Origin of the sequence: Burkholderia sp. Bp8986, from assembly GCF_003854225.1 — a bacterium.
In the GTDB taxonomy this organism is placed as follows: Bacteria; Pseudomonadota; Gammaproteobacteria; order Burkholderiales; family Burkholderiaceae; genus Burkholderia.
In genome coordinates this window covers 1-22588 of the sequence record NZ_QTQM01000044.1, presented here as the reverse complement: position 1 = coordinate 22588, position 22588 = coordinate 1, and the positions used below count along the sequence as shown (strand labels likewise).

Sequence of the window (22588 nt, the reverse complement as noted above, 5' to 3'; positions counted from 1 at the left end):
AGCATGGATCGCATCGATATCACCGAACACGGCCGCATCACCGGGCACCTGATCCGCGGCGTCACGCGCGCGCAGAAAACCTTCCGACCGAGCGACTGGCCCGAGCGCCTCGCGGGCGTCATCACGCTGTTCGTCGGCGAGCGGCGGCCCGGCTATCCGTGCGCGCTGTCGCGGCTCGCGATGCCGGTCGTCGATGGGGGCGCCAAATGCCTGTTCGTGTCGGACGAATTGCGCGACGTATGCGCCGACGCGTTCGACTTCGCGATGCAGTTCGCCGCCGACAACGACCTTCCCGTCGAGCTTCAGACCGCGCCCGCGCTGGCGGTGCGGTGATGCGCGGGTCGCGTGCGGCGGCCCTTTCTCCCGTTTCCCCCCGCTCAGATGCGCGCCTGCGCAGGCGTTCACACGTGCTTTCAGCCGCCAAATAAATCATCAGATGATTGAAGACTTCGGCACTTCCCCACGCAGCGACAAGGGTTTTCAGCCGAGCCATCAATAAAATTGATCGTCACGATGAAAATTATGCGTTTTCCTTGCAGCTTGCCGTGAGGCATAGTTGCGACGTGATGACGCACCCATTGAGTTTTCAGTCATGAACATGCGAATCGAGCCTTCGGTGCTCGCGAACCCCGACCTGCAATTTGCGACGCTTTCGTCAGGCATCAGCCTGCCGTATGTCGAGCGGGGCAGCGGCGCGCCGATGGTGTTCGTGCACGGATCGTTGTGCGACTACCGTTACTGGGATCCGCAACTCGCGTCGCTGTCGGCCCACTACCGCTGCATCGCGCCGAGCCTAAGCCATTACTGGCCGGCCGTCGAGGCGGGCATCCAGGACGAGTTCAGCTGGCAGAACCACGTCGACGAGCTCGCCGAATTCATCGACGCGCTCGATCTCGGCCCCGTGCATCTCGTCGGCCACTCGCGTGGCGGCAGCGTCGCGTTCAACGTCGCGCGCCAGCATCCGCAGCTCGTCGACACGCTGACGCTCGCCGATCCGGGCGGCCCGCTGCAACAGCCGGGCGTGCGCGAAGCCGCGCTGCCGGCCGCCGCGATCGCGCTGCGCACGCAGGCCGTGAATCTGATCGGGCAAGGCGAAGTGGAAGCCGGCCTCGAGATGTTCGTCGACTCGGTAAGCCTGCCGGGCGCGTGGAAGAAGAGCACGTCGCGCTTTCGCACGATGGCGATCGACAATGCGAGCACGCTGCCGAAGCAGTTGCAGGATCCGCTGCCCGCGTATTCGCAGCACACGGCCGGCGATATCGCATGCCGCACGCTGCTGATCGACGGCCAGCGCAGCCCGAAGATGTTCCGCAACAACGTCGACACGCTGTCGCAGTGGATCGGCGATGCGCAACGGCAGACCGTCGCCGGTGCGTCGCATGGGATGAACGCCGCGAGCCCCGGGGTGTTCAACCGTTACGTGCACGAGTTCGTCGCCGCGTAACGCTCGCGGGCGGCATTCGGTCCGCCCGTCACTTCCCGCCCCTTTCCCGAACGAAGCGATACGGGCTTCCCCGCATCGCTTCGCCCGCCTCCGCGTCAGATGACCGGTTCGGGCTTGCGCGTCACCGCATCCGGCAACCCGAACACACTGTCGAACGACCAGTTGTATACGAACGTGAAGATCGGGAAGAACACTATCAGCACGGACGGCGAACTCGCGCCGCTCGTGTTCGCGAACATCCGGAACGGGCTGCCGCCGCCCGTGTATCTGCGGCGGCCGAAACATACGGGGCGCGGCAAGGCAGCCAGCGAACTGATGCGGGCACTGCGGGCTGAAGGCAGTCACGGCTGATCGGTGCGGCGAATCATCGCCGCACCGTCGGTCAACGCTGGATGGTTTGACCGTTAGTTGCGGTTAATGCGAACCAGCCACCGCACCCTGGATCGAATCGACGAGCGCAGCGTTGTCGTACCGTCGCCCGGCAATGCCCCATCCGCCGTCGACCGCATGCACGACATTCACCCAGATCTGCGCCGGCGTCAGCCGCCCGCCTGCGCGATGCAGCACGATCGCGGTCGCCCGTTCGACGAATTGCCGCTGCTTGTCGGGCGCCGCGAGCGCCACGGCCGGCAGCTTCAGCTCGACGAATGCCGCGGGCTCCGCGCGACCATTCACGAAGGTCCGGTGACGCGGCAGCACGTTGAGCGAGCCGATCACGTTCGGCGCCAGGAACGCATTCCCGGTCAGCCCTTCGACCTCCAGCAGCGCATCGGTCAGTTCGGCAAATACCGGCCCTTCGTCTTCCTGCGAGAAAACCCCTTCAGATACTGTCAGCGTAATCGGCATCGCACGTTCTCCAGGTCAGGTCATCGGAATCGTGACGTGATATAAATATCAGTCACTCTCTATACATTAGACACTGATCGCTCTCTATGCAAGCGATAAAGAGCGATCGCTCTGAAGCGAGCCTGTCATGCGTTATTCCGTCGAGCACAAGCACGAAACCCGCGCGCGCATTCTCGAGGCGGCGAGCCGCCTGTTCCGCCAGGAGGGCTATGGCGGCTCCGGCATCGGTCCGCTGACGAAGGCGGCGGGCGTCACGAACGGCGCGTTCTACGGGCATTTCAAATCGAAAGGTGAAGCGTTCCGCAGCGTGGTCCTCGCCGGTCTCGACCAGCTCCGGCAAGGCGTCGCGATCTTCAAGGCCGAGCATGGCGCGCGCTGGCGGCGCCCGTTCGTGTCGTTCTATCTCGGGCCGCGGCGCACCTGCGCGCTCGGCGAAAGCTGTGCGCTGCCGAGCCTGTCGCCCGAAGTGATGCGCGCCGACGACGACACGCGCGACGCCTATGAACAGGCGTTGCGGCAGATCGTCGACGAAGTGTCGTCCGGGCTCGGCGACGCCCCCGACGACGATCGCGCGATCGCGTTCCTCGCGCTGCTGACGGGCGGCGTCACGCTCGCGCGTGCAGTGCGCGATCCCGAACTGGCGCAGCGCATCGCCGATGCGGTCGGCCGCTACGCGGTGGTGATCGCCGAACGCACGGACGTGAAGCCCGAACAGCAGGCATAACGCACGGCCAATAAAAAAACCCCGATCCGCGTTGCCACGGAATCGGGGCTCTTCGATCAGCCACCTGCTCGAACGGCCCCTGGCGGGCCGCTGCTTCAACGCGCGGCGACTTCCGCCTTGACGGACGCCGCATCGCCGACCGCCGTCGGCGCCGCGCCCCATCCGCCGCCCAGCGCACGGATCAGGTTCACGGTCGACACGGCCTGCGCCCCGGTCAGCTGGTTCGCCTGCAATTGCGACTGCAGCACCGACCGTTCGCTGTCGATCACGTCGAGATAGGCCACTTCGCCTTCCTGATACTGCGTCCGCGACAGCGTCGCCGCACGGCGCGACGCATTGACGGCCGCATCCTGCGCGCGAATCTGGTCGTCGAGCAGACGCAGGTCGGCGAGATTGTCCTCGACCTCGCGGAACGCGACGAGCACCTGCTGCCGGTAGTTCGCGACCTGCTCGTCGTACTGCGCGCGCGCCTGCTGCACGCCGGCCGCACGCCGCCCGCCGTCGAACAGCGGCAGCGTCAGCGCGGTGCCGGCGAACGGCCCGAGCAGGAACGTGCGGCTCGACCACATGAACAGGTTGCCGAGCGTCGACGCCTCATAGCCGAACGCGCCCGTGATATCGAGCTTCGGGAAGTACGCCGACTTCGCGAGACCGATCCGCGCGTTCGCAGCCGCCATCGCGCGCTCGGCCGCCGACACGTCCGGGCGGCGTTCGAGCAATGCCGACGGCAGACCCGGCGGGACCTTCACCGCGACCGGCACGATCGGCGTTTCCTTGAACGCGAAGTCCGCGGGCGCCTTGCCGAGCAGGATCGCGAGCGCATGCTCGGACGCCGCGCGCCGGCGCGCGACGCCGACCGCATCGGCCTGCGCGGTTGCCAGCTCGTTCTTCGCGCGCGACACGTCGAGCTCGCTGATGTCGCCTTCGTTGAAGCGGCGCTGTACGAGCTTCAGCGCCTGATCACGCAGTTCGACCGTGCGGCGGTACAGGTCCTGGTCCGAGTCGAGCTGGCGCAGTTCGAAGTAGTTCTGCGCGACGTCCGCCTGCAGCGCGAGCTGCACCGAGCGGAACAGCGCCTCGCTCTGCGCCTGGTCGGCACGCGACGCCTCGACGTTGCGGCTCACGCGGCCGAACAGGTCGGCCTCGTACGACACCGTGCCCTGCGCGCGCCACAGCGTCGCGGTGGTCGGGCCCGTGCCCTGCGGCTGGAACTGCGACGCCGACGACAGCCCTTCGCGCGTCGGCCCGAACCCGGCGCCGACCTGCGGGAACCACTGCGAGCGCGCGGTGCGGGTCGCCGCACGCGCTTCCTCGACGCGCGCCGCCGCGGCCTTCAGGTTCTGGTTCGCGGCGAGCGCCTGCGACTCGAGCGAGTCGAGCACCGGATCGCCGAACACCTTCCACCATTCGCCGCGATGCTCGCCGTCCGCCGGTTCGGCGGTCTTCCACGTGCCGGCCTGTTCGCCGGCCGCGAGCGTCGGCGCTTCCTTGAACGCCGCGGGCGTCGACACGTCCGGGCGCTTGTAGTCGGGCCCCACCGCGCACGCGGCGAGCAGCGTCGCGAGCAGGGTGCTCGCGGCCGCCACCTTCGCGAAGCGCATCAGGCCATTCGTGTTGTGCATGTTGTCCATCTTGTTGTCCTCAAGCATCCGTAGCCGGCGCACCGGAAGGCGACACGCCATAGCCGGCCGAGTCCTTGCCCGCGACGTGGATCTTGCCGCCCGCCAGCGTGCGCAGCACGACGTAGAACACCGGTGTCAGCATCAGCCCGAACAGCGTCACGCCGAGCATCCCGAAGAACACCGCGACACCCATCGCATGGCGCATTTCCGAACCCGCCCCCGTCGACGTGACGAGCGGCACGACACCCATGATGAAGGCGATCGATGTCATCAAAATCGGGCGCAGCCGCAGCCGGCTCGCCTCGATCGCGGCCTCGAACGGCGTCCTGCCGTCATGCTCCAGTTCGCGTGCGAATTCGACGATCAGGATCGCGTTCTTCGCGGACAGCCCCACCAGCACCATCAAGCCGATCTGCGTGAAGATGTTGTTGTCGCCCTGCGTGAGCCACACACCCGTCAGCGCCGACAGAATGCTCATCGGCACGATCAGGATCACCGCGAGCGGCAGCGTCAGGCTTTCATACAGCGCGGCGAGCACGAGGAACACGAGCAGCACGCTGATCGGGAACACGTACATCGCCGAATCGCCTGCCAGGATCTGCTGGTACGTGAGGTCGGTCCACTCGAACCGCACGCCGCGCGGCAGCGTTTCATGCGCGATACGCTCGATCGCCGCCTGTGCCTGACCCGACGAGAAGCCCGGCGCCGGGCCGCCGTTGATGTCGGCTGCGGTGTAGCCGTTGTAGCGCACGACCATTTCCGGGCCGAACGTCGGCGTCACCGTGACGAGCGACGACAGCGGCACCATTTCGCCACGGTCGTTGCGGGTCTTCAGCTGCAGGATGTCGTCCGCGCGCTGACGGAACGGCGCGTCGGCCTGCACGCGCACCTGGTACACACGTCCGAAGCGGTTGAAGTCGTTCACGTACAGCGAGCCGAGATACACCTGCATCGTGTTGAACACGTCGGTGACCGGCACGCCGAGCTGCTTCGCCTTCACGCGGTCGAGATCGACGTTGAGCTGCGGCACGTTGATCTGGTAGCTCGTGAACAGCGGGCCGAGTTCCGGCGCCTGCTGCGCGCGCTTGATGAAGTCGTTGGTCGCATCCGACAGCTTCGCGTAGCCGACCGCGCCGCGATCCTCGATCTGCATCTTGAACCCGCCGAGCGTGCCGAGGCCGAGCACCGGCGGCGGCGGGAACACCGCGACGAACGAATCCTTGATCGCACCGTACTGCTGGTTCAGCGCACCGGCGATCGCACCGGCCGACAGCGCCTTGCCGTGCCGCTCCGAGAACGGCTTGAGCGTGACGAACACGATGCCCGCGCTCGAGCTGTTGGTGAAGCCGTTCACCGACAGCCCCGGGAACGCGACCGCGCTCTCGACGCCCGGCTGCTTCAGCGCGATCGAACCCATGTCGCGGATCACCTTCTCGGTGCGGTCGAGCGACGCGCCGTTCGGCAGCTGCGCGAACGCGATCAGGTATTCCTTGTCCTGCGCGGGCACGAAGCCGCCCGGCACGACCTTCGACACGAGCACGGTCGCCCCCACCAGCACGAGGTACACGCCGAGCATCAGCGTCTTGCGCGACAGCACGCCGCGCACGCCGCGGCCGTAGTTCTCCGCGCCGCGATGGAACACCTTGTTGAAGCCGCGGAAGAAGCCGCCGAGCACGCGGTTCATCACGCGCGTGAGCCAGTCTTCCTTGTCGCCGTGGCCCTTCAGCAGGATCGCGGACAGCGCCGGCGACAGCGTCAGCGAGTTGAACGCCGAGATCACCGTCGAGATCGCGATCGTCATCGCGAACTGCTTGTAGAACTGGCCGGTCAGGCCCGACATGAACGCGAGCGGCACGAACACGGCGACGAGCGTCAGCGCGATCGCGATGATCGGCCCGCTCACTTCCTGCATCGCCTTGTAGGTCGCCGCCCGCGCGTTCATCCCGCTCTCGATGTTGCGCTCGACGTTCTCGACGACGACGATCGCATCGTCGACCACGATCCCGATCGCGAGCACCATCCCGAACAGCGACAGCGCGTTGATCGAATACCCGAACGCCAGCAGCAGCGAGAACGTGCCGATGATCGACACCGGCACCGCGATCAGCGGAATCAGCGACGCGCGCCAGGTCTGCAGGAACACGATCACGACGATCACGACCAGCGCGATCGCTTCGAGCAGCGTGTGCACCACGGCCTTGATCGACGAGCGCACGAACTGCGTCGGGTCATAGACGATCTTGTAGTCGACGCCGGCCGGCATGTCCTGCTTCAGCTCGGCCATCGTCTTGCGCACTTCGTCGGAAATCTGCAGCGAGTTCGCGCCCGGCGACTGGTTGATCGCCATCGCGACGGCCGGCTTGTTGTCGAGCAGCGAGCGCAGCCCGTACTCGGACGCGTCCAGCTCGATGCGCGCGATGTCGCGCAGATGCGTGACGCCGCCGTCCGGCGTCGTCTTCACGACGATGTCGCCGAACTCGTCTTCCGTCTGCAGACGGCCACGCGCGTTCACCGACAGTTGCAGCGGCGTGCCGGGCAGCGACGGCGACGCGCCGATCACGCCGGCCGCGACCTGCACGTTCTGCTCGCGGATCGCCTGCACGACGTCCTCGGCCGACAGTCCGCGCTGCGCGACCTTCTGCGGATCGAGCCACACGCGCATCGCGTAGTCGCCCGAACCCCACAGCTGCACCTGGCCGACGCCCTGGATCCGCGACAGGCGATCCTTCACGTTGATCAGCGCGTAGTTGCGCAGGTAGGTCATGTCGTAGCGGTTGTCCGGCGAGATCAGGTGGACCACCATCGTCAGCGTCGGCGAGCTCTTCACCGTGGTGATGCCGAGCCGCTGCACGTCTTCCGGCAGGCGCGGCAACGCCTGGTTCACGCGGTTCTGCACGAGCTGCGTGGCCTTGTCCGGATCGGTGCCGAGCTTGAACGTGACGGTGATCGTCATGTTGCCGTCGCTGTTCGCCTGCGACTGCATGTAGAGCATGTCCTCGACGCCGTTGATCTGCTCTTCCAGCGGCGACGCGACCGTCTCGGCGATCACTTTCGGGTTCGCGCCCGGATACTGCGCCTTCACGATCACGGACGGCGGCACGACTTCCGGATACTCCGAAATCGGCAGCAGGAACATCGCGATCACCCCGCCGAGCAGGACGATCACCGATAGGACTCCTGCAAAGATCGGCCGGTCGATAAAGAATTTGGAAATGTTCATGGGTTGCTCTGTCTGGTTGAACGCGGAAATCGAAGCGGCGGGCCGCTTACGATTCCGCCTTCGCCGGTGCGGCCGGCTTCGCGTTGTCCGCGAGCGGCGCGGACGGCGCATCGCCGCCCGTCATCGGGACCATGTGCGGCTTCACCTGCTCGCCCGGCCGCACGCGCTGCGTGCCGTTCACGATCACGCGATCGCCGGCGGCGAGGCCGCTCACGATCACGCGCCGGTTGCCGTGCTGCATGCCCTGCTGCACTTCGCGATACGACACGCGGCCCTGCTGGTCGACGACGAACACGAACTTCTTGTCCTGGTCGGTGTTGATCGCCGCATCGTCGACGAGCAGCGCCTCGTGCGGTGCGCTGCCGCCCACCTTCACGCGCGCGTAGAGCCCGGGGACGAGCGTGCCGTCCGCGTTGTCGAAGCGCGCGCGCACGCGGATCGTGCCGGACGACGTGTCGAGCCGGTTGTCGACCGAGTCGATCTCGCCGCTGCGCGAGTAGCCCGTTTCATTCGCGAGGCCGAGCTCGACCGGCACCTTGCGGCCGTTGCGCGCGCCGTTGATGTATTGCAGGTAGGTCTGCTCGTCCGCGTCGAACGATGCGTAGATCGGCGACACCGACACCAGCGTCGTCAGCGGCGCGGCGGACGCGCCGGCCGACACGACGTTGCCGAGCGTGATTTCCGCGCGCGATACGCGGCCCGACACGGGTGCGGTGATGCGCGTATAGCCGAGGTTGATGCGCGCCGTTTCCAGCGCGGCTTCGGCGGCCTTCAGGTTCGCCGTCGCTTCGCGCGCCGCGTTCTGCTTTTCGTCGTAGTCGCGCTTCGCGATCGCGTTGTCGCCGATCAGCCGCTGCGCGCGCTGCCAGTCGCTTTGCGCATAGCCGTTGCGGGCCTGCGCGGCGGCGAGCTGCGCGGCCGCGCGGTCGGTTTCCGCCTGGTACGGGCGCGGATCGATCACGAACAGCACGTCGCCCTTCTTCACGAGCGCGCCGTCCTTGAAGTTCACCGCGACGATCGTGCCCGACACCTGCGGGCGCACGTCGACTTTCTCGACCGCCTCGAGGCGGCCCGAATAGCCTTGCCAGTCGGTGACGGTCTGCGGCACGACGGTCGCGACGTCGACTTCGGGCAGCGGCGCTGCCGCCTTTTCGGGCGCGTTCGCGTTCACGCGCATCGCGCCGAACGTGCCGAGGCCGACGACGGCGAGCGTCGCGATCGCCGCGGTCGCGATTCGGGAGCGGGAGGTGCGTAGGATGGCCATGTGGATCTCCAATAAGCGTGGATTGGTTCTGGTTATTCGGAACGGTTCGGCTGGCGCGCCTGGAAGCGGCACTGGAAGAAGCGCACGGCCTCCTCGAGCGCGGCCTCGTGCGTCGCGAGCGCCGCGTGCGTGACGTCCGGGTAGCGGATCACCTGCGTGAGCACGCCCGATGAAATCAGGCAGCCCGCATATCTCTCCGCTTCGACGTGCAGCACGTCGTTCTGCGCGGTGACGACGAGCGTCGGCGGCAGGCCCGCGAGGCGCACCGATTCGAGCGGCGCCGCATACGGGTGCATGCGCTGCGCCGCCTGCGGCAGATAGGCGCGATAACAGGCCGCGCATTCGCGCGCGGTGATGTCCGACGCAAGGCGTTCGGCGTCGCCGATGCGCGTCATGCTCGGGTCGAGCATCGGCCCGAACAGGGCCTGCGCGGCAATCGACACTTCGCCGCGATCGCGCGCGATGAACGCGAGACAGTTCGCGAGCTGGCCGCCCGCATCGTGCCCCGCGACGCCGATCTTCTTCGGATTGCCGCCGAACGCGCGGGCGCGCGTCGCGGCCCACACGGCCGCGCGATACGCATCCTCCGGCGCGGCCGGAAAAGGAAAGGCCGGCGCGAGCGAATAATCGACCGACACTACGAGAGCCGGTAAGCGTTCTGCTAAAAAGCGCGCGGCGAAATCGGCGTCATCCAGCGTGCCGCGCACGAAACCGCCGCCGTGGAAGTAAAGCACTACCGGCAATCCGGTCTTATCCGCGCGCCGATAGAGGCGCAGCACGATGTCCTGCGCGTAGCCGGGGATTTCCACCTCCGCGACCGTCAGTGCCGCGCCGGCTCTGGCTTCGGCGGGCAACGCGGCTTTCAGGAATTTGCTGAATTCAGAAGCGTCCATGACGATGCAGCATCCATTTCGAGATGGAACGAATTCTGGGTCCGGCAGACATCCGGATAAATGCCTATAATCCGGCAACACAATTCAACGCCCCCGAACAATCCAGGCTGCGCTTACCCATGAGGTAGCGCAGCCTTGTCGTTCGGGCGGCAAATTAGATTGCGGAGGTTGTGATGGACCGGCTTCAGGCCATGCAGGTGTTTACTCGCGTCGTCGATACAAGCAGCTTCACCAAGGCAGCAGAGTCGCTCAGCCTGCCGCGGGCGTCCGTCACGACGATCATCCAGAATCTCGAAGCCTTCCTCGGCGTGCGGCTGATGCACCGGACCACGCGCCGGCTGTCGCTCACGCCGGACGGGGCCGCGTACTACGAACGCTGCGTGCGGATCCTCGCCGATGTCGAGGAAACCGAAGCAAGCTTCCAGAACAACAACCGCAAGCCGCACGGAAAGTTGCGTATCGACATGCCGGGCTCGATCGGGCGGCTGCTGGTGATTCCGTCGCTGTGCGAATTCCACACGCGCTATCCGGACATCGACCTGCAGCTCGGCCTGTCCGACCGGCCGGTCGACCTGCTGCAGGAAGGCGTCGACTGCGTGATCCGCGTCGGTGCGCTGCAGGATTCGTCGCTGGTTGCGCGCCGGGTCGGATTGTTCGAGTGCGTGTCGGTCGCTGCGCCCGCGTATCTCGAGAAGTTCGGCGAGCCGCGGACGATCGAGGATCTGAACGACCACAAGGCCGTCAACTACTTCTCGAGCCGCACGGGCCGCACGATCGACTGGACGTTCCTGACCGACGGCAAGGAAGTCGAGGTCAAGATGAACGCGATCGTGTCGGTCAACGATGCCGATGCGTACGTGACGTGCGGGCTCGAAGGCTTCGGCCTGATCCAGCCGCCGCTGTTCATGGTGCTGCCGCACCTGCGCGACGGCCGGCTCAAGGAAGTGCTGCCCGGCCTCAAGCCGCTGCCGATGCCGATCTCGGTCGTGTATCCGCACAGCCGGCACCTGTCGCCGAAGGTACGCGTGTTCGTCGACTGGATCGCCGAAGTGTTCGACCGCTGCCCGCTGCTGAGCGGCAAGGGCAGCCTCGACGCGACGTGCAGCAAGCGCACGTTCGAGGAAGCCGAGCGCGCACCGGCGCTCGACACGCCGGTCATCAACGAATGGGTCGCGTAATCGTCTGAACCGCGGCGCGCGGGCTGTGCGGCCCGCGCGCCGTCCTGCCTTCGCGCCGCCACGGCGTCACGTTCGTGCCGCCTCCCCCGCCGCACAGCGCCTTTCCTGAATCCGCATCACACCTTTGCGCCGTGCGCGGCAATCGGCCGCGTGCGTGACGACGCGCGTCGCGCTAAATCGCCGGGAGCCCCGCTGCAGGCGGCTGTGCGCGATTTTCGAGTAACCCTGCCGACAGTACGGATCGCGATTGTTCCACCATCACGACAATTCAATTCGCGTCAGCCGCATTTATCGCGCCGGAACGTCCCCCTAGAGTAAACCCTGTCGCGCACCTCGTTGCGCATCGAACAGATCCCGCTTGACGGGACCGGAGCAAGCGCCGACGCGCCAACTCCGACCAACACAGGAGTTACGTCATGAACCGCCGCCATCTTCTCTCCGCCGTCGCCCTCGCACTCGCCGTGTCCGCACCGGCCTTCGCCGATACGACCACCCCGCACGCAGGCGACTACGCGAACACGTCGTGGTACACGCAGCACAACAACGGCCCGCGCACGCGCGCCGAAGTCAGCGCGGAAGTCGAGCAGGCCCGCCGCGACGGCACGCTGGCCTGGCTGCGCAAGGCGAATTCGTATCCGCAAGGGCTCGAACTCGCGCAAGGCCCGTATCGCCCGACACCGGAAGGCAACCAGCTCGCCGGCGCAGGCCGTTGAGCATCGGTCAACGCGCAACGCCGCGCAGCGGATGATCCGCGGCGCGGCATCGAGACACCGCCATCGACCACCCGATTAGTCAGTTAGTTGCAGGAGCCTGTGATGAACGATCAACTTCCTTCGCCGCTCGATCATTGGGACGACACGACGCCCGTCTGGACGCCGTTCCGTTCCGCGCCGCACGCGCATTGAACTTCGCGTCGATCTCTCGCTGAAGACGCTGGCCGTCAACGGCGCGGCACGCCGTCGCGCCATTCGCCCCAGTGCGTGACGATGTCCTGAACGAGCGGATTGCCCGCGCGGTAGAGGTTTTCGGTCGCCGGGGCGAAACCACCCTGGTCCGCATAGTTCAGCAGATTGTCCGCGCTCGTCTGCCCTGCATACGGCCGGTCGAAATCGGAACCCGTGCGCAGCACCGCGACGCGCGACAGGTCGACCCGCTTCACGCTCGCCGCGCGCTTGAGCGCTTCATAGGTCGCGTTGTCTTCCTGTGCGGTCATGCAGTAGGTGCCCTTGCCGTCGGTGAGGATCTTGGTCCACTGGCGCGCGCGCTCGCCGATCAGCGTGCCCGAGAACCACGTATTGCCCGATGACGTGTCGCACTGGATCACCGTCGGCGGCCGATTCGCCGGCGCATACGTGAACTTCGCGCGCGCGGCCTGGGCCTGCGCGCTGTCGGCGAGCACGACGTTGCGCGACAGCGCATACGCGGCATCGGTCAGCTGCGGGTTGAGCTGGAATACTTCGGTGCGGTAGTCGAGCGGCGGCTTGTCGTTCGGGCTCTTCGTATTGATGCCGAGAAAGCCGGTATTCCAGCCTGCTGGAATCTCGCGCGCATCGAGTTCCCACTGCAGGCTGAAGTCGACCAGGTATTTCGACCAGGCGGCGGAACCGACCGTGCCTTGCGCGGGGTCGACGCCCGCGATGCCCGACACGAGGAAGTACGTGCGGCGCAGGTCGAAACGCTGCGAGAACGTGAGCGCCATGATCGTCGCGGACGCGTTCGCATAGCCCATGCCGGTCGTCACCACGCACACGTCCTGCTTGTTGCAGTGAACGGCCGGATAGTCGGGCGACAGGCCGGGCACGGTGATGTCGCGCCACGGGCCGAGCCGGTCGAGCCATGCCTGGCCTTCCGGACCGAACATCGTGATGATCATGACCTTGACCGGGCGGCCCTGTGCACCGGTCTCGGCGAATGCGGCGTTGCCCCCATCGTTGCCCTGGTTGTTCTGCGCAATCGACGGCGCGGTCGCACAGGCGGCAAGCGAGAATGCAGCTGCGGAAAGGATGGAGCGAGTCAGCATCGGCGTTCCTTGTTTCGGTGATGTTGGGTGAGAACGGCTCTCGGAGACTGCGCGAGGGAGTATAGAACGCGTGTGTGCGATGCGGAACCCGACTACGAAACGGCGGGCGGTGTGCGCGACTCCAGGATTCGCATGAAACGCGGACGGGATCGACATGCGCGCCGCGCAATAACATCAGGAATACTATCTGATCGATCGACGCACGAGTCGACGTCGATGCGAATGACCGGATGCAAACCACGACGAGCCTTGTGGCTCTCGATCCACGGCCCGAACAGGAAATCGTTCATCGGTCGTCGATGCCTTCGAGGGAAGGCATCGATTCTAGCGACCGACAGCGATCCGGCGTGAAAAAAACCGCGTCAGGCGACGTCGACGCGCGCGGGCCCGTCCACCATCTCGCCGATCACGGCCGCACGGTCGAAGCCGTCGGCGCGGAAGCACGCGAACACGTCGTCGACGGCATCCGGCGCGCACGCGACCAGCAGGCCGCCGGACGTCTGCGGATCGGTCAGCAGCGCCTGCGCGACGGGCGGCAGCCCGTCGGCGAGCCGCACGTCGGCGCCATATGCGGCCCAGTTGCGGCCCGATGCGCCGGTGAACACGCCGTCGGCGACGAACGCCTCGACGCCCGCCAGCCACGGCAGCGACGCGTAATGCACGCGTGCGGTCAAATTCGCGCCGCGCGCCAGTTCGAGCGTATGGCCGAGCAGCCCGAAGCCGGTGACGTCGGTCAGCGCATGCACGCCCGGCAGCGCGGCGAGTTCGGCGCCCGGCCGGTTCAGCTTGGTGGTCGTCGCCACCATCTGCGCATAGCCCGCGTCGTCGAGCTGGTTTTTCTTCAGCGCGGCCGACAGCACGCCGACGCCGAGCGGCTTGCCGAGCACGAGCACGTCGCCCGCGCGCGCGGCCGCGTTGCGCTTCACGCGCGACGGATGCACGACGCCGATCGCCGCGAGCCCGTAGATCGGCTCGACCGAATCGATCGAATGGCCGCCCGCGACCGGAATGCCGGCATCCGCGCACACCGATTCGCCACCGCGCAGCACGGCCGCGATCGTCTCGTGCGGCAGCACGTTGATCGGCATCCCGACCAGCGCGAGCGCGAGAATCGGCTTGCCGCCCATCGCGTAGACGTCGGACAGCGCGTTGGTGGCCGCGATGCGGCCGAAGTCGAACGGATCGTCGACGATCGGCATGAAGAAGTCGGTCGTCGCGACGATCGCCTGCTCGTCGTTCAGCCGGTAGACGGCCGCGTCGTCGGAGGTCTCGGTGCCGACCAGCAGGTCCGGGAACAGCGCGGGCGGCGTCGCCCGCTTCAGCAGCTCGGACAGCACGCCCGGCGCGATCTTGCAGCCGCAGCCGCCGCCATGCGACAGGCTCGTGAGGCGCGGAACGGCGGGCGGGGTGAGGGGGGCTTTGGTCATCGTCGGCATCCGGTGAATAACAACGTTCTATTATCGACAATTCCGCGCGAGCGCGCCCGGCACCCACATAATTGACGCCGCCCGCCCTCGTCCGCTCGCTCATTCATGGATCACCTGTTCATCGGCCTCGTGCTGTGCTCCGCCCTCTTGCACGCGATCTGGAATGCATTCCTCCACGTGAGCGAAGACCGTCTCGTCCAGCTCGGCACGATGTCGCTGCCGTATCTCGCGTTCGGCATTGCGGGCGTTGTACTGCTGTCCGCGCCAGCGCCCGCCGCGTGGCCGTATGTCGCGGCGTCGGCCGTGCTCGAGGTCGCGTACTGCTTCACGCTGGCGCGTGCATACCGCAACGGCGAGTTCGGGCAGATCTACCCGATCGCGCGCGGGATCTCGCCGCTGCTCGTATCGGTGCTGGCGCTCGCGATGCTGCACGAGCGACCGACGCCGTTCGGCTTCGCAGGCATTGCGCTCGTGTCGTTCGGCATCATGTCGCTCGCGTTGCGGCGCGGCTTCCAGTTCTCCGGCGAAGGCGTGCCGTACGCACTGCTCACGGGCGTGTTCATCGCCGCGTATTCGATCTGCGACGGCATCGGCTCGCGCGTGTCGGGCAGCGCACTCGGCTATATCGCGTGGGTTTATCTGCTGTGGAGCGTGCCGCAGCTCGTGCTGGTGTGTGCGATGCGCGGCGGCCCGCGCGTGGTGTTCGGTTCGCGCGCGTCGCTGCGGCAAGGCGCGATCGCCGGCACGATCTCGCTCGCCGCCTATGGAATCGTGATTCTCGCGTACCGGCATCTGCCGGTCGCGACGGTATCGGCGCTGCGCGAGACAAGCTCGATCTTCGCGGTCGCGATCGGCTGGTTCGTGATGCGCGAGCGGCCCGGCGCGCAGCGGCTCGCCGCATGCGCGCTGGTGGTCGCGGGCGCGGCGTTGATCCGGCTTTGACGCGCGTGCGTACGCCCTCAGGAAGGACCGGCAGTCACGGCAGGTCCGGTGCACTCGGCAGTCGGGCCGTTGTGTGCTTGCAGCCGAGGTTTTTCCAGGCGAGGCAATTGTCTCCGCACCGCGGAGACAATTGCCCTGAACCTGCTTGAAAACGCTGATCCATATCGACTCCCTCTCATACGTGACTTTCGCATCGCGCTCTGCCGTCTCGAGCGTGGGTCGTCACCTCAACTGCCGCACACGTCAAGCCGCCGCTATCATCCCGTCGAACGCCCGCTCGTCGATCGCCTCGGCCAGCGTCGCGAACGCCGTCGCGATCTCGTCCTCCGGCACGCACGCATAGCCGAGCAGCAACCCCGACGCTGCGCGCTCGCGCTCCGCGTAGTAACCGGACAGCGGCCGCACGACGATGTTGCGTTCGAGCGCGGCCTGCGCGACCGCGCGATCGTCGACCCCGTCCGGCAGCCGCGTGACGAGATGCAGCCCCGCATCGCTGCCGAGTGCCTGCAGCGTGTCGCCGTAGCGGCGCGCGACCGCATCGAGCAGCACCTCGCGGCGCTGCCCGTACAGCGTGCGCATCTTGCGGATATGCGACACGAAGTGCCCTTCCGCGATGAACTCGGCGAGCACCGCCTGCTGCAGCAGCTGCCCTTCGCGATACAGCTCGGCGCTCGCGGTCGCGAAGCTTTCCGCGAGCGGCTCTGGCGCGACGAGGTAACCAACGCGCAGCCCCGGGAACAGCGTCTTGCCGAAGCTGCCGACGTAGATCACCTGCCCGGCCGTATCGAGCCCCTGCAATGACGCGAGCGGCCGGCTGCCGTAGCGGAATTCACTGTCGTAGTCGTCCTCGATGATCCAGCAGCCGTGCTGGCGCGCGTATTCGAGCAGCATCCGGCGCCGCGCGAGGCTCATCACCATCCCGAGCGGATACTGGTGCGACGGCGTGACGAGCATCAGCTTCGGCGGCTCGGCGAGATCGGCGGCCGACGGCGCGATCCCTTCGTCGTCGACCGGAATCGGCCGCGTAGTCAGCCCCGACACGTTCAGCACGCTGCGCACGCCCCAGTAGCACGGATCCTCGGTCCAGATCGCGTCGCCCGGATCGGTCAGGAGCCGCACCGCGAGGTCGATCGACTGGTGGATCCCGGTCGTGATCACGATCTGCTCGGGCGTGCAACGCACCGAACGCGACGTGCGCAGGTAGTCGGCCAGCGCCTCGCGCAGCAGCGCGAGCCCGCCGCCCGGCGCGTAGGTGAGCAAATCGGGGCGCAATCTCCGCCAGTACTTGTTGTGCAGCCGCGTCCACACGCGCGCCGGAAAGCGCGACACATCGGGCACGCCGGGCATGAACGCGCCGCCCTGGCGCTTCGACACGCCCGCGCCCTCGACGAGCCGCGTGCCGCGCGCGGACAGCCACCGCGCGGACGATGGCGCCACCGCCGGGCCGGCGGCCGGGTCGGGCGACGCGCCGACGATCTCGTCCGGCGCGCTGTCGGCGACGAACGTGCCGCGCCCCGTCGCCGAGTTCACATAACCTTCGAGCGCAAGCTGTTCGTAAACCTGCGTGACCGTGTTGCGGGCGATCCCGAGCTCGGCCGCCAGCAGCCGCGACGACGGCACGCGCGTGCCGGCCGGCAGTTCGCGCGACAGGATCGCCTGCTGCAGCAGCCGGTGCAGCTGCCGGTAGATCGGCTGTTCGCCGCCGCGCACGAGGCGCTGCGCCAGCCAGTCCGACAACACGCTTGCGCGCATGATTGGCTCCTGAATATTTATTGAAATGGCTCTGATTGCCAGAGCCAAATGTGATTATAGTCGCCTCCATGGGCTGCCAATGCGGCCGATTTTTATCCCACCGGACAGAACATCAAGGAGATGACCGTGAAGAATGCCGACCTGCAGGCCCGCAAGAACGCCGCCACCCCGCGCGGCGTCGGCGTGATGTGCGATTTCTACGCAGCCCGCGCCGAGAACGCGGAGCTGTGGGATGTCGAAGGCCGCCGCTTCATCGATTTCGCCGCCGGCATCGCGGTGCTGAACACGGGCCACCGCCACCCGAAGATCGTCAAGGCGATCGCGGACCAGTTGAACAACTTCACGCACACCGCTTACCAGATCGTCCCGTACGCGTCGTACGTCGAGCTGGCGGAAAAGATCAACGAACGCGCGCCGGGCGACTTCCCGAAGAAGACCGCGTTCTTCACGACCGGCGCCGAAGCCGTCGAAAACGCGATCAAGATCGCGCGCGCCGCGACCGGCCGTCCAGGCGTGATCGCGTTCTCGGGCGGCTTCCACGGCCGCACGATGATGGGCATGGCGCTGACCGGCAAGGTCGCCCCGTACAAGCTGAACTTCGGCCCGTTCCCGGGCGACGTGTTCCACGCCCCGTACCCGAACGCGCTGCACGGCGTGACGACGGCAGACTCGATCAAGGCGATCGAGATGCTGTTCAAGGCCGACATCGATCCGAAGCGCGTCGCCGCGATCATCTTCGAACCGGTCCAGGGCGAAGGCGGCTTCAACCCGGCGCCGGCCGAGTTCGTGCGCGCGCTGCGCAAGATCTGTAACGAGCACGGCATCCTGCTGATCGCCGACGAAGTGCAGACTGGCTTCGCGCGTACCGGCAAGCTGTTCGCGATGCAGCACTACGACGTGCTGGCCGACCTGATCACGATGGCGAAGAGCCTCGCGGGCGGCATGCCGCTGTCGGGCGTCGTCGGCCGTGCGGACGTGATGGACGCAGCGGCTCCCGGCGGCCTCGGCGGCACCTATGCGGGCAACCCGCTGGCCGTCGCGTCGGCGCACGCGGTGCTCGAGATCATCGACGAAGAGAAGCTGTGCGAACGTGCGACGCAACTCGGCGACGTGCTGAAGGCGAAGCTGAATTCGCTGCAGGCCGACGTGCCGCAGATCGCCGACGTGCGCGGCCCGGGCGCGATGATCGCGGTCGAGTTCCTGAAGCCGGGTTCGGGCGAGCCGGACGCGGAATTCACGAAGCGCGTGCAGACGCGCGCGCTCGAGCGCGGGCTGCTGCTGCTCGTGTGCGGCGTGTACTCGAACGTCGTGCGCTTCCTGTTCCCGCTGACGATCCCGCAGGCCGTGTTCGACGAAGCGCTCGTGATCCTCGAGGAAGTGCTGAAGGAAACGGTCGGCGTGCCGGCCTGAGTTCCGGTCCACGTCAACCGAATGCGCCGCCGCCGTCGTCAGGACGGCGGCGGCCTTTTTATCCGTCATTTTCAAGGCAGGCGATTCATATGAGCACTGTTCAGGAAACCCTGGCACTGAAAGATCCGTCGCTGTTCCGCCAGCAGGCGTATGTCAACGGCGAATGGCAAGGCGCGGCGAACGGCGAGTCGTTCGAGGTCCGCAATCCGGCAACCGGCGGCCTGCTCGGCACCGTGCCGGCGATGGGCACGGCCGAGACGCGCCACGCAATCGAGGCCGCGAACGCCGCATGGCCGGCATGGCGCAAGAAGACCGCGAAGGAGCGCGCGGCGATCCTGCGCAAGTGGCACGACCTGATGATGGAAAACGCCGACGACCTCGCGCTGATCCTGACCACCGAGCAGGGCAAGTCGCTCGCCGAGGCGAAGGGCGAGATCGGCTACGCGGCGTCGTTCCTCGAGTGGTTCGCGGAGGAAGGCAAGCGCGTGTACGGCGACACGATCCCGACGCCGGCGAGCGACAAGCGCATCGTCGTGACGAAGGAAGCGATCGGCGTGTGCGCGGCGATCACGCCGTGGAACTTCCCGGCGGCGATGATCACCCGCAAGGTCGGTCCGGCGCTCGCGGCAGGCTGCCCGATCGTCGTGAAGCCGGCCGAGGCGACGCCGTTCTCGGCCCTCGCGATGGCCGTGCTGGCCGAACGCGCGGGCGTGCCGGCCGGCGTGTTCAGCGTCGTCACCGGCGATCCGAAGGCGATCGGCGGCGAGCTGACGTCGAACCCGATCGTGCGCAAGCTGTCGTTCACCGGCTCGACGCCGGTCGGCCGCCTGCTGATGTCGCAATGCGCGGCGACGGTCAAGAAGGTGTCGCTGGAACTCGGCGGCAATGCACCGTTCATCGTGTTCGACGACGCCGATCTCGATGCCGCCGTGCAGGGCGCGATCGCATCGAAGTACCGCAACAGCGGCCAGACGTGCGTGTGCACGAACCGCTTCTACGTGCACGAAGCCGTGTACGACCAGTTCGCGCAGAAGCTCGCGGCAGCGGTCGGCCAGCTGAAGGTCGGCCGCGGCACGGAGCCGGGCGTCACGCAGGGTCCGCTGATCAACGAAGCGGCCGTGCTGAAGGTCGAGGCGCACATCGAGGACGCGCTCGCGAAGGGCGCGACCGTCGTGACGGGCGGCAAGCGCCACGCGCTCGGCCACGGCTTCTTCGAGCCGACCGTGCTGACGGGCGTCACGCCGGCGATGAAGGTCGCGAAGGAAGAGACGTTCGGGCCGCTCGCGCCGCTGTTCAAGTTCGGCAGCGACGACGAGGTGATCCGCCTCGCGAACGACACCGAGTTCGGTCTCGCCGCGTACTTCTACAGCCGCGACATCGGCCGCGTGTGGAAGGTCGCCGAAGCGCTCGAGTACGGGATGGTCGGCGTAAACACGGGCCTGATCTCGAACGAAGTCGCGCCGTTCGGCGGCGTCAAGCAGTCGGGCCTCGGCCGTGAAGGCTCGCACTACGGCATCGACGACTACGTCGTGATCAAGTACCTCTGCCTCGCGGTCTGACGGTTCGGGGCCTGGCGCTTCGGCGACAGGCCCTGACCGCCCGGCCGGAACCGGGCGGTCACGACGCGGGCCGGTACCTCCTCTCCGCCGTGCCCGCGTCACCTTGCCGTGCGCGACGTCGATGCCGCATCGGCCAAACGTCATGCCGTTCGGCAATTTCGTTCAAGTCTCATTTCTCGTCCCGCTGCCAGCCGCTAGATTGAGCGTTCCACCTCGATCCGGTTTGCCTGCGCATGAACAGTTCTTCCTTCCGCCCGACCTGCGTATCCCCCGCGCACCGCGCCCTCGTCGCGCGTCCTCGCACCTGTCCCGGCATCGCGCCCCGCACGAAGGGAGCCCGCACATGAGCATCGGGTCAGCCGATCGTCGTACGTACCCGCCCGAGGAAAAGCGCGGCGGGCCGAGCAATCACCAGCCGTTCAATGTCGTCTACGACGGGCCCGCGCTCGGCGAGCACCGGATGGACGTGCGTGACCTCGCACCGGTGCTGCTCGCGATCGCCGACCTGTTCTCGTCCGCCAACAAGGAACTCAATGGCGACCACTCCGAGGTTCGTCTCGAGGTCAGGGGCGGCTTCAAGGCCGGTTCGTTCCATGCAGAGCTGATCTTCGTCCAGTCGCTCGCGAGCCAGATCCGCGACCTGTTCGCCGGGCCGAACGCCAATGCGTTCAGCAACGCACTGGCAATCCTCACCGCATTGGGGATCATCGGTGGCGGCGGGCTGATCGGCCTCATTCGCACGCTGCGCGGGCGCAAACCGCATCGCACCTAGCCGGACGGAGCGCATGTCAGGATCTGGATGTCGGAGCAGGAATGCTTCGTCGTCGATGAACCCATCGTCCGGCTGTATCGGAACCGGGCCGTTCGCGTCAACCTGCAGAAAATGCTCTCGCCGCTCGAACATGACGGCATCGACAGCTTCGGCATCGTCCGCGACGACATCGTCGAACTCTCGATCGAACGCGACGAACTCGGTACGTTCGCGAGCAGCGACGATCCCGGCGAAATCGTCACCGACACGATCGCACTCAAGATGCTGAAGCTCGAATCCGTCGTGTTCAAGGACGGCAACAAATGGCGCGTGCACGACGGCACGTCCGCGTTCTATGCGTCGCTGGACGACGAACGGTTCATCGCGAAGGTCGATGCCGGCGAGCGCTTCGGAAAGGGCGACGTGCTGGTCGTCGATCTGCGCCAGACGCAGATCGTCACCGACGAAGGGCTTCGCAACGAATACCGGATCGTCAAGGTTCGCGAGCACCGTGCACCGTTGCAACCGGCGCTGATTTGATCTGCGCCTCCCCGTGGAGGCGACGCGCGGGCCGCGCGTCTCCGCCGTGCCCGCGTCACCTGCCTTCCCCACCGTCAACGAAACACGTTCACCGCATCCACAAGCCGCGTCGCCTGCTGCTTCAGGCTTTCCGACGCGGCCGCGCTCTGCTCGACCAGCGCCGCGTTCTGCTGCGTGATGTTGTCCAGATGCACGACCGCCTGGTCGACCTGCGCGACCCCGGTGCTCTGCTCGGCCGTCGACGAGCTGATCTCCGCGATCAGATCCGACACGCGCTTCACCTGCGTGACGATGTCCTCCATCGTCTTGCCCGCGCCGTCGACGATCCGGGCGCCCGATTCGACCCGCTCGACACTCGCGCCGATCAGTGTCTTGATTTCCTTCGCCGCGTTCGCGCTGCGTTGCGCGAGGGCCCGCACCTCACCGGCGACCACCGCGAAGCCGCGCCCCTGATCGCCCGCGCGCGCCGCCTCGACCGCCGCGTTCAGCGCGAGGATGTTGGTCTGGAACGCGATGCCGTCGATCACGCCGATGATGTCGGAAATCTTGTGCGAACTCGCCGTGATGTCGCTCATCGTCGTGACGACTTCGCTCACCGCCCGTCCGCCGCGCTCGGCCGCCTCGCTCGCCGAAACCGACAGCTGGTTCGCCTGCAGCGCCGTCTCCGCGTTGCTCGATACGGTGGCCGTCATCTCGGCCATCGACGCGGCCGTCTGCTGCACGCTGGTCGACGCCTGTTCGGTGCGCGCGCTCAGGTCGTTGTTGCCTTGCGCGATCTCGTTACTCGCGCGCTGCACGTTATGCACCTGCTCGCTGACGTCGTCGACGAGCCAGCGGAACATCAGCCCGAGCTGGTTGATCGTGCGCAGCGTCATGCCGATCTCGTCGACCCGGTTCATCGCCACGCCGGTGCGGCTCTCGCCGGTCGCGACGCGCAACGCCTGGTCGCGCAACTGAATCAGCGGACGCACGATCTGCGCGTCGAGCCACAGGCCG

Annotated in this window: 19 protein-coding genes and 1 pseudogene; 11 read left to right on the top strand and 9 right to left on the bottom strand. The window is 67.0% G+C overall.

All coding sequences use genetic code 11. The features are described from left to right. Positions 1-3 precede the first annotated feature (3 nt). The 3 genes and pseudogenes from DID99_RS29300 to DID99_RS29290 form a co-directional block, all read left to right on the top strand. On the top strand, positions 4-333 hold the full coding sequence (locus tag DID99_RS29300) for a DUF3579 domain-containing protein (RefSeq protein ID WP_124668067.1): 330 nt from the start codon (positions 4-6) through the stop codon (positions 331-333). A 259-nt stretch (positions 334-592) separates the two neighbouring features. After that, complete coding sequence (locus tag DID99_RS29295) at positions 593-1444, top strand: alpha/beta fold hydrolase (RefSeq protein ID WP_124668066.1); 852 nt, start codon at positions 593-595, stop codon at positions 1442-1444. A 204-nt stretch (positions 1445-1648) separates the two neighbouring features. Then, positions 1649-1795: pseudogene (locus tag DID99_RS29290) on the top strand (LysR family transcriptional regulator); the annotation flags it as partial. Positions 1796-1858: 63 nt separating this feature from the next. Here the strand turns inward: DID99_RS29290 and DID99_RS29285 are convergent. Next, positions 1859-2290, bottom strand: a complete 432-nt coding sequence (locus DID99_RS29285; protein ID WP_124668065.1) for a Tautomerase enzyme — start codon at positions 2288-2290, stop codon at positions 1859-1861. Positions 2291-2417: 127 nt separating this feature from the next. Here DID99_RS29285 and DID99_RS29280 point away from each other — a divergent pair, with 127 nt between their 5' ends. Further along, positions 2418-3014: a TetR/AcrR family transcriptional regulator gene (locus DID99_RS29280; protein ID WP_044845759.1), complete on the top strand. Its 597-nt coding sequence runs from the start codon at positions 2418-2420 to the stop codon at positions 3012-3014. 95 nt (positions 3015-3109) lie between these two features. On the opposite strand, the gene opcM is transcribed toward DID99_RS29280, so the two are convergent. The 4 genes from opcM to DID99_RS29260 are packed head-to-tail and all read right to left on the bottom strand — an operon-like array spanning position 3110 to position 10013. Further along, positions 3110-4645, bottom strand: coding sequence for a multidrug efflux transporter outer membrane subunit OpcM (opcM, locus tag DID99_RS29275; RefSeq protein ID WP_124668064.1), 1536 nt, complete (start codon positions 4643-4645; stop codon positions 3110-3112). A gap of 10 nt (positions 4646-4655) precedes the next feature. After that, positions 4656-7856, bottom strand: a complete 3201-nt coding sequence (gene ceoB / locus DID99_RS29270; protein ID WP_124489336.1) for a multidrug efflux RND transporter permease subunit CeoB — start codon at positions 7854-7856, stop codon at positions 4656-4658. A gap of 46 nt (positions 7857-7902) precedes the next feature. Continuing rightward, on the bottom strand, positions 7903-9120 hold the full coding sequence (gene ceoA, locus DID99_RS29265) for a multidrug efflux RND transporter periplasmic adaptor subunit CeoA (protein ID WP_044845762.1): 1218 nt from the start codon (positions 9118-9120) through the stop codon (positions 7903-7905). Positions 9121-9152: 32 nt separating this feature from the next. Beyond that, a complete protein-coding gene (locus DID99_RS29260; protein WP_124668063.1) occupies positions 9153-10013 on the bottom strand; it encodes an alpha/beta hydrolase in 861 nt (286 codons plus the stop codon). Between the two features lie 173 nt (positions 10014-10186). Here DID99_RS29260 and ceoR point away from each other — a divergent pair, with 173 nt between their 5' ends. Beyond that, positions 10187-11191: a putative multidrug efflux transcriptional regulator CeoR gene (ceoR, locus tag DID99_RS29255; RefSeq protein WP_044845764.1), complete on the top strand. Its 1005-nt coding sequence runs from the start codon at positions 10187-10189 to the stop codon at positions 11189-11191. A 416-nt stretch (positions 11192-11607) separates the two neighbouring features. Then, positions 11608-11904 carry a DUF4148 domain-containing protein gene (locus DID99_RS29250; protein ID WP_044845765.1) on the top strand — a complete coding sequence of 99 codons (297 nt, stop codon included), beginning with the start codon at positions 11608-11610 and terminating at the stop codon, positions 11902-11904. Between the two features lie 227 nt (positions 11905-12131). On the opposite strand, the gene DID99_RS29245 is transcribed toward DID99_RS29250, so the two are convergent. Both DID99_RS29245 and selD read right to left on the bottom strand, forming a co-directional pair. Further along, positions 12132-13211 carry a purine nucleoside permease gene (locus DID99_RS29245; RefSeq protein WP_124486156.1) on the bottom strand — a complete coding sequence of 360 codons (1080 nt, stop codon included), beginning with the start codon at positions 13209-13211 and terminating at the stop codon, positions 12132-12134. Positions 13212-13573: 362 nt separating this feature from the next. Beyond that, positions 13574-14638: a selenide, water dikinase SelD gene (gene selD / locus DID99_RS29240; RefSeq protein WP_124668062.1), complete on the bottom strand. Its 1065-nt coding sequence runs from the start codon at positions 14636-14638 to the stop codon at positions 13574-13576. A gap of 105 nt (positions 14639-14743) precedes the next feature. Here selD and DID99_RS29235 point away from each other — a divergent pair, with 105 nt between their 5' ends. Continuing rightward, positions 14744-15580 (top strand): DMT family transporter, encoded by an 837-nt coding sequence (locus tag DID99_RS29235; RefSeq protein WP_124668061.1) that lies wholly within the window; start codon positions 14744-14746, stop codon positions 15578-15580. A gap of 243 nt (positions 15581-15823) precedes the next feature. On the opposite strand, the gene DID99_RS29230 is transcribed toward DID99_RS29235, so the two are convergent. Further along, the gene (locus tag DID99_RS29230; RefSeq protein ID WP_124668060.1) at positions 15824-17332 is read right to left on the bottom strand and encodes a PLP-dependent aminotransferase family protein; all 1509 of its coding nucleotides are present in this window, start codon (positions 17330-17332) and stop codon (positions 15824-15826) included. 126 nt (positions 17333-17458) lie between these two features. On the opposite strand from DID99_RS29230, the gene DID99_RS29225 reads away from it, so the two are divergent. The 4 genes from DID99_RS29225 to DID99_RS37995 all read left to right on the top strand — a co-directional run bounded on the left by DID99_RS29225 (position 17459) and on the right by DID99_RS37995 (position 21592). Further along, positions 17459-18742, top strand: coding sequence for a 4-aminobutyrate--2-oxoglutarate transaminase (locus DID99_RS29225; RefSeq protein ID WP_124611495.1), 1284 nt, complete (start codon positions 17459-17461; stop codon positions 18740-18742). 89 nt (positions 18743-18831) lie between these two features. Further along, positions 18832-20301, top strand: a complete 1470-nt coding sequence (gene gabD, locus DID99_RS29220; protein ID WP_044845770.1) for an NADP-dependent succinate-semialdehyde dehydrogenase — start codon at positions 18832-18834, stop codon at positions 20299-20301. Between the two features lie 343 nt (positions 20302-20644). After that, a complete protein-coding gene (locus DID99_RS38000) occupies positions 20645-21073 on the top strand; it encodes a hypothetical protein (RefSeq protein ID WP_260444729.1) in 429 nt (142 codons plus the stop codon). A 27-nt stretch (positions 21074-21100) separates the two neighbouring features. Further along, the gene (locus tag DID99_RS37995; RefSeq protein WP_260444728.1) at positions 21101-21592 is read left to right on the top strand and encodes a hypothetical protein; all 492 of its coding nucleotides are present in this window, start codon (positions 21101-21103) and stop codon (positions 21590-21592) included. A gap of 74 nt (positions 21593-21666) precedes the next feature. Here DID99_RS37995 and DID99_RS29210 read toward each other — a convergent pair. After that, positions 21667-22588 (bottom strand): methyl-accepting chemotaxis protein (locus DID99_RS29210; protein WP_185733836.1); only part of this gene is annotated, 922 nt, incomplete at its 5' end.

What these genes read in the sequence shown, in the direction of transcription:
- DID99_RS29300 (WP_124668067.1), top strand. Translation starts at nt 4, where the DNA reads ATGGATCGCATCGATATCACCGAACACGGCCGCATCACCGGGCACCTG.
- DID99_RS29295 (WP_124668066.1), top strand. Translation starts at nt 593, where the DNA reads ATGAACATGCGAATCGAGCCTTCGGTGCTCGCGAACCCCGACCTGCAA.
- DID99_RS29285 (WP_124668065.1), bottom strand. Translation starts at nt 2,290, where the DNA reads ATGCCGATTACGCTGACAGTATCTGAAGGGGTTTTCTCGCAGGAAGAC.
- DID99_RS29280 (WP_044845759.1), top strand. Translation starts at nt 2,418, where the DNA reads ATGCGTTATTCCGTCGAGCACAAGCACGAAACCCGCGCGCGCATTCTC.
- opcM (WP_124668064.1), bottom strand. Translation starts at nt 4,645, where the DNA reads ATGGACAACATGCACAACACGAATGGCCTGATGCGCTTCGCGAAGGTG.
- ceoB (WP_124489336.1), bottom strand. Translation starts at nt 7,856, where the DNA reads ATGAACATTTCCAAATTCTTTATCGACCGGCCGATCTTTGCAGGAGTC.
- ceoA (WP_044845762.1), bottom strand. Translation starts at nt 9,120, where the DNA reads ATGGCCATCCTACGCACCTCCCGCTCCCGAATCGCGACCGCGGCGATC.
- DID99_RS29260 (WP_124668063.1), bottom strand. Translation starts at nt 10,013, where the DNA reads ATGGACGCTTCTGAATTCAGCAAATTCCTGAAAGCCGCGTTGCCCGCC.
- ceoR (WP_044845764.1), top strand. Translation starts at nt 10,187, where the DNA reads ATGGACCGGCTTCAGGCCATGCAGGTGTTTACTCGCGTCGTCGATACA.
- DID99_RS29250 (WP_044845765.1), top strand. Translation starts at nt 11,608, where the DNA reads ATGAACCGCCGCCATCTTCTCTCCGCCGTCGCCCTCGCACTCGCCGTG.
- DID99_RS29245 (WP_124486156.1), bottom strand. Translation starts at nt 13,211, where the DNA reads ATGCTGACTCGCTCCATCCTTTCCGCAGCTGCATTCTCGCTTGCCGCC.
- selD (WP_124668062.1), bottom strand. Translation starts at nt 14,638, where the DNA reads ATGACCAAAGCCCCCCTCACCCCGCCCGCCGTTCCGCGCCTCACGAGC.
- DID99_RS29235 (WP_124668061.1), top strand. Translation starts at nt 14,744, where the DNA reads ATGGATCACCTGTTCATCGGCCTCGTGCTGTGCTCCGCCCTCTTGCAC.
- DID99_RS29230 (WP_124668060.1), bottom strand. Translation starts at nt 17,332, where the DNA reads ATGCGCGCAAGCGTGTTGTCGGACTGGCTGGCGCAGCGCCTCGTGCGC.
- gabD (WP_044845770.1), top strand. Translation starts at nt 18,832, where the DNA reads ATGAGCACTGTTCAGGAAACCCTGGCACTGAAAGATCCGTCGCTGTTC.
- DID99_RS38000 (WP_260444729.1), top strand. Translation starts at nt 20,645, where the DNA reads ATGAGCATCGGGTCAGCCGATCGTCGTACGTACCCGCCCGAGGAAAAG.
- DID99_RS37995 (WP_260444728.1), top strand. Translation starts at nt 21,101, where the DNA reads ATGTCGGAGCAGGAATGCTTCGTCGTCGATGAACCCATCGTCCGGCTG.